Origin of the sequence: Microcoleus sp. S13_C5 (genome assembly GCF_036700845.1) — a bacterium.
GTDB lineage: Bacteria > Cyanobacteriota > Cyanobacteriia > Cyanobacteriales > Microcoleaceae > Microcoleus.
Genome location: NZ_JAUBPR010000214.1, coordinates 1 through 5,030, shown reverse-complemented (window position 1 = coordinate 5,030; position 5,030 = coordinate 1). Strand labels below are relative to the sequence as shown.

Sequence of the window (5,030 nt, the reverse complement as noted above, 5' to 3'; positions counted from 1 at the left end):
TTGATAATTTTCGAGAACGCGTATTAGCTTGCTTTTCTAATTAGATAAAAATATCACCGCAACTTCAGGAGAGCCATTTATCCTTGTGTATCTGAAGATGAAAATAAAATATCGAATTGATAATCAGCCCGATCGCACATTAATCTATTGGTATAATCCCCCTTTAATAGGCCCGGGGCGATCGAAAAACTCAAAACACCTACACAAAACGTTACATATTTGTTACCATCGGGGCGAGTCTGTGATCAGCAACCCCTCTGTTAACCTTCTAAACTAACCATTATGAGTCAACCTCACTCAGCAATTCCCGCCTCCGAAGAGTCCGCCGCCGAAACCCAGACAGCGCCGACAAACACTGCACCTCCACCGAGTTATGTCAAGCTGGCAATGCGGAACATGGTTCGCAAGCGGGCGACTTCTCTGTTTCATTTTGCCTTGACAGCCGCCGGACTTTTAGGCGTACTCGTCGGTTTAGCTTTTCTCGATCGCTATTTCAATTCTTAATCGGGGATTCCAACAATCAGCCTCTAATTTCTGGTGATGTTTTTGATGTTTCTTAATCGAGAGTTAAGCTGATTGTTCTGCCTGCCTGTTGCAATCTCTAACAGATTACTGTATCTTTCCAGCAACAGGAAAATCCCCTGCCGTTCGATCGCGCAATTGGAATTTGTAAAAAAATTGAATATATCCCTTGACAGGAGAGCAAAAAAATGTTAATTGAGGTGAACGTCGAAGACTGTTACGGGCTCGCCCAGCAGTCAGCCGACGCTTCCAACCTCCCTGAGAGTGCAGCCAGCGGGGAGATTTCAGCCGAAACCTGGGAAAATTGGTTGAGCGTTTGGCTGGAAAACCAGGAAGAGTATGTGCCAGTGGCCCCGGGCTACGAAGTCAGTCTGCGTTTAACCGCCGATGCCGAGATGCAAGCCCTCAACCTCCAGTACCGCCAGCTTGATCGACCAACGGATGTACTAGCTTTCGCAGCTTTAGAGGTAGACTGTCCTCAGCTAGAGGAAATGCAGTCATCTGAACCCCTATACTTGGGTGATATCGTCATCTCGATCGATACAGCTAACCGACAAGCCCAGCAGCAAGGACATCCCCTGAAGACCGAACTAGCTTGGCTCGCAGCCCACGGTTTTCTGCATCTTTTGGGCTGGGATCACCCGGATGAAGAAAGTCTGACTCAAATGCTCGATCAACAAGAAACATTGCTGCGGGCGATCGGTCTTACGATCCAAACAGCATAACTGAAGTTGATGGTTGCTTAACAAATCATGTCAAGCCCAACATAACTTTCTGAAATTAAACCAAAACTTTAGTAAAAACTTAGGAAAGTTACTTAGACTTGATTAAGTCAATTTGAAAAGTCTAGCTTTCATTTATCTCTGTAATTTAAAGTTGGTTGTTTATGACACTAGATCGACCGTCAATTTCATCACAAATCGCACAGTTTCTGCCCATGCCTCAAGACTCTTCTAGCCAGACAGCCCACGAGTCTAAAAAAGCCTTGAAATACAACCGAGAGCTGTCCTGGAAAATCGCATCTAGCTTAGCTACGAGTTTTAGATACGCTTGGGGGGGTCTGAGTTATGCTTTTGAAACTCAGCGAAATTTTCGGATTCACACTGTTATCGGAACATTGGCGATCGGACTCGGGCTATTTTTGCAACTGAAACCTGTAGAAATATCTGTGATCGGCGTCACCATTGGCATAGTTTTAGCAATGGAACTTTTGAATACGGCGATCGAATCTGTGGTAGACTTGACAGTCGGGCAATCTTATCACGAACTAGCCAAAATTGCCAAAGACTGCGGTGCCGGAGCGGTCCTGGTATCGGCAATGGCTGCGATTATCGTCGGTACTGCACTTCTGCTTCCTCCTTTGTGGGCAGTCGTTCAAATTGCGATCGCCCGTCTGTAACTTATTGGGCCCAGAAAATTTTAGGTTTTAGAGGATCAATTTGAGATTTTTAGTTTTATTCGTCTATATTGCAGCTATTTTTATCTTCGGCATCTATCTAAAATCTTGAAACCCTTGCTTTCAGGGAGCGAGTTAACCTAAAATCTAAAATCTAAAACCTAAAATCTAACTTAACCCGTGATTATAGTCATCGATAACTACGACAGTTTTACATACAATTTGGTACAGTATCTAGGAGAACTGGGTGCTGAGTTGCCGGTAGCAAGCGAAGTACAAGTCTACCGCAACGACCAAATTTCCTTAGCAGAAATTCGCCGATTGCAGCCTGCAGCAGTGGTGATTTCTCCAGGCCCGGGGCGGCCGGAAGATGCGGGAATTTCTCTGGAATTAATCAAAGAATTGGGGCCGACTGTACCCATTTTAGGCGTGTGCCTCGGACATCAAAGTATCGGTCAAGTATTCGGCGGCAAAATTGTTTCTGCACCCGTGTTGATGCACGGCAAAACTTCTCAGGTAGAACACGCAGGAGTCGGAGTTTTTCAGGGCGTGGAATCGCCGATGATTGCAACTCGCTATCACAGTTTGGTAATTGAAAAGCAGAGTTGTCCTGAAGTTTTGGAAATTACGGCTTGGGTTGAAGACGGAACGATTATGGGTGTGCGGCACCGGGAATATCCGCACATTGAAGGTGTACAGTTTCACCCGGAAAGTATTTTGACGACTTCGGGAAAACAATTATTGCGAAATTTCTTAGAAAGACTTTAGTTGAATTTATCTGAATTTGTAGGGTTCGCTCTTCTAGCACCTTACGGCGAGAGTAGGGTAAACATTTTCGCACCTGAACCGCCCCAAAAAGGATACAAGCCCCCCACTCCTGTCGTGGTGAACCCCAAATTTTAGACTCCTGTTCGAGATTCCAGATTCAATGCTACAAGTAAATCTAAAATCTAAAATCTAAAATCTAAAATCGACTGACGGTGTTTTGTGGTATAACAACAAACGACCAACACCCGACAACCCCAACCACAAGATGAAACGGCGACAATTAATACGTTACGCACAGACGGGTTTGCTAGCAGCTTTAGCAACTGGTTTACCATCTGGATGGGAAAGCTATCAAGCTCAAACTGCTGATTCTTTGTCGGTTCAGTGGTTGGGCCACACTTGCTTCTTGTTCGCCGGAGGCGGTGCGAGGGTGCTGGTGAATCCTTTTCGCCCCCTGGGCTGTACGGCAGGTTATCGATCTCCTAAAGTGCCAACAGATTTGATTCTGATTAGCAGTCGCTTGCTCGATGAAGGGGCGATCGACGGATTTGCGGGCAATCCCGGCCTTTTGTACGAACCGGGGGCTTACAGGTCTAACGGGCTGCGGATTCAAGGGATTCGGACCCAAAAAGACCGTGAGGGAGGAAGGCGATTTGGGGTCAATGTGGCTTGGCTGTGGCAGCAAGCGGGCGTTAAGATTTTACACTTGGGCGGAGTTGCTGGCCCGATCGGCATTGAAGAACAAATCTTGATCGGGCGGCCCGATGTAGTGCTGATTCCCGTGGGCGGCGGGCCGAAAGCTTACACTCCGGCGGAAGCGAAGCAAACTTTGCAACTTCTCAAACCGAAGATGGTGATTCCGACACATTTCAAAACCCAAGCCGCCGATGCTGCTGCGTGCGATTTGGTGCCGCTAGATGAATTCTTGGCGCTGATGGATGGTACGCCGGTGCGCCGATTGAATAATGACACGATTTCAATCAAATCTGCTGACTTACCCCAAAGTGGATCGGTGATTGAGGTTTTGAGTTACAGATTTAGCGGTTGATGCCCGATTTCTCAGCTTGCGTTATAGTAAGGAAGTTTTGGTCGATCGGGGATGCAAGAGAATTTTCTTGCTATCTTAGCCTCTGGCAACCTTGCCTTTTGTCGAGATTTGGCTAACATAACAATTCATGTTCACTGTTTTATCTCATAAGGAAATGCAAGCGCAATGAAAAATCAAAATTTACCTAGCTGGATGAAACAACTCACAGGTTTGGCAGGAGTAATCGGCGCTAGCGCGTTGATTGGTTTCCCGGCTTGGGCTCACATCACCTCCAACACCAATGTTGCTAATGCAACTCAAAGTCAACAAGTTCCAGGAAAAGTGAAGACCGCTGCTTCACCAGCACCAACTTCCGCTTCACCGGCATCAACTTCCGCTGCTAAGGATATTGTTGCTATTGCATCTGGCGACGCTCAATTCAAGACGCTGACAAAGGCTTTGGGAGCTGCTGGTTTGGTGACAACTTTACAAGGAAAAGGCCCTTTCACTGTTTTTGCTCCGACTGACGCGGCCTTTGCTGCTTTGCCAAAAGGAACTGTGGATGATTTGCTCAAACCTGCCAACAAAGCCAAACTTACTAAGATTTTAACTTACCACGTTGTTCCTGGTTCGGTTTTATCTACTAGCCTGAAATCCGGCGATGTGAAAAGTGTGGAAGGCAGCTCGCTGAACGTGGCTGTTAGCGCAGGCAAAGTTACTGTCAGCGGCGCTAATGTTGTGAAAGCTGATATCAAAGCTAGCAACGGCGTTATTCACGTAATTGATAAGGTGTTGATGCCGCCCGATGCGAAGTAAGACTAGCGGTTTTTGCATCAATTGATGTCAGATTCGGTGTTATTCACGAAATTGACAAGGTGCTGATGCCGCCCGATGCGAAGTAAGACTAGCGGTTTTTGCATCAATTGATGTCAGATTCGGTTAAATGAACGCGAAGTAAGGACACAACAATGTTGTGTCCTTATTTGTATGGCAGGAAATTCAGAATTAGAGCAGAAGGAAGAAGGAAAAAGGAAGAAGGAAGAAGCAATAAAATCTATCGTTTGAGCCATTAACAACGTCCCAACCGCCTTGGCGGTTGCTATAATATATAGCAATTCTTGCAGGAGTCGTAAATTTTTTACCCAACCCCAGCCCTCCCCTTATCAAGCTAAGTAGGTCGGCGGAAAAATCCATAAGTATGTAACAAAATATTAAGTCGAGTGACTGGACTTGAATTTAACAGGACTTACGCACGACCACTAGATATAGCGTACCGGGTTTAGAAATACCCATTGGATAGAGCGATAATATAAAATT

At 46.0% G+C, this 5,030-nt stretch carries 6 protein-coding genes; all 6 read left to right on the top strand.

The genetic code is table 11. The features are described from left to right. The first annotated feature begins 282 nt into the window (after nt 1-282). The 6 genes from QUA04_RS28630 (at nt 283) to QUA04_RS28605 (ending at nt 4,529) form a co-directional block, all read left to right on the top strand. A complete protein-coding gene (locus tag QUA04_RS28630) occupies nt 283-504 on the top strand; it encodes a DUF3285 domain-containing protein (RefSeq protein WP_333263874.1) in 222 nt (73 codons plus the stop codon). A gap of 206 nt (nt 505-710) precedes the next feature. Beyond that, nucleotides 711-1,247 (top strand): rRNA maturation RNase YbeY, encoded by a 537-nt coding sequence (gene ybeY, locus QUA04_RS28625; RefSeq protein ID WP_333263872.1) that lies wholly within the window; start codon nt 711-713, stop codon nt 1,245-1,247. 161 nt (nt 1,248-1,408) lie between these two features. After that, on the top strand, nt 1,409-1,921 hold the full coding sequence (locus QUA04_RS28620) for a diacylglycerol kinase family protein (protein ID WP_333263869.1): 513 nt from the start codon (nt 1,409-1,411) through the stop codon (nt 1,919-1,921). Nucleotides 1,922-2,098: 177 nt separating this feature from the next. After that, complete coding sequence (locus QUA04_RS28615) at nt 2,099-2,686, top strand: aminodeoxychorismate/anthranilate synthase component II (RefSeq protein WP_333263866.1); 588 nt, start codon at nt 2,099-2,101, stop codon at nt 2,684-2,686. A 265-nt stretch (nt 2,687-2,951) separates the two neighbouring features. Then, complete coding sequence (locus QUA04_RS28610; protein WP_333263863.1) at nt 2,952-3,734, top strand: MBL fold metallo-hydrolase; 783 nt, start codon at nt 2,952-2,954, stop codon at nt 3,732-3,734. 165 nt (nt 3,735-3,899) lie between these two features. After that, nucleotides 3,900-4,529 carry a fasciclin domain-containing protein gene (locus QUA04_RS28605; RefSeq protein WP_333263859.1) on the top strand — a complete coding sequence of 210 codons (630 nt, stop codon included), beginning with the start codon at nt 3,900-3,902 and terminating at the stop codon, nt 4,527-4,529. The last annotated feature ends 501 nt before the right edge of the window (nt 4,530-5,030 follow it).

Excerpts from the sequence above, each read along its gene's own strand:
- QUA04_RS28630 (WP_333263874.1), top strand. The coding sequence starts at position 283 with ATGAGTCAACCTCACTCAGCAATTCCCGCCTCCGAAGAGTCCGCCGCC.
- ybeY (WP_333263872.1), top strand. The coding sequence starts at position 711 with ATGTTAATTGAGGTGAACGTCGAAGACTGTTACGGGCTCGCCCAGCAG.
- QUA04_RS28620 (WP_333263869.1), top strand. The coding sequence starts at position 1,409 with ATGACACTAGATCGACCGTCAATTTCATCACAAATCGCACAGTTTCTG.
- QUA04_RS28610 (WP_333263863.1), top strand. The coding sequence starts at position 2,952 with ATGAAACGGCGACAATTAATACGTTACGCACAGACGGGTTTGCTAGCA.
- QUA04_RS28605 (WP_333263859.1), top strand. The coding sequence starts at position 3,900 with ATGAAAAATCAAAATTTACCTAGCTGGATGAAACAACTCACAGGTTTG.